This window comes from Pedobacter sp. 01N416 (assembly GCF_056399685.1).
This window is the reverse complement of record NZ_JBFTRT010001101.1, coordinates 1-459: the sequence shown is the minus strand read 5'-3', so window position 1 is coordinate 459 and position 459 is coordinate 1. Positions and strand designations below refer to the sequence as shown.

Annotated in this window: 1 protein-coding gene; it reads left to right on the top strand. The window is 39.0% G+C overall.

Annotated elements, in window-relative coordinates:
• A partial coding sequence (locus AC1DND_RS29425; RefSeq protein ID WP_477586575.1) for a spore maturation protein occupies positions 1-459 on the top strand: 459 nt, incomplete at both ends.

Genomic DNA, 459 nt, shown 5'->3' with positions numbered 1-459 from the left:
TTTTCAGGCTTATTAAGCGGTGGAATAATTTTATTGATCTTTTTATTGATTGTATTGGGTGCACTATATAAAAAAATTGATGTTTTTGATGCGTTTATTGATGGCGCCAAAGGCGGATTTGAAACTGCACTGAAAATTATCCCCTATTTAGTTGGAATTTTAGTTGCGGTAAGCATGCTCAGAACCAGTGGAACTTTTGATGTAATCATGAGCGGGATTAAAAACATGTTTGTGTTTTTTGGAGCCGACACCAAATTTGTTGATGCGCTGCCCACAGCTTTGATCAGGCCTTTAAGTGGTGGTGCTGCCCGAGGAATGATGGTAAGCACTATGATTTCTAGCGGACCAGATTCATTTGCCAGTAAATTATCGGGTGTTTTTCAGGGTGCGTCTGATACTACTTTTTATGTAGTAGCGGTTTACTTTGGTTCTGTTGGTATAAAGAATACACGTTATGCC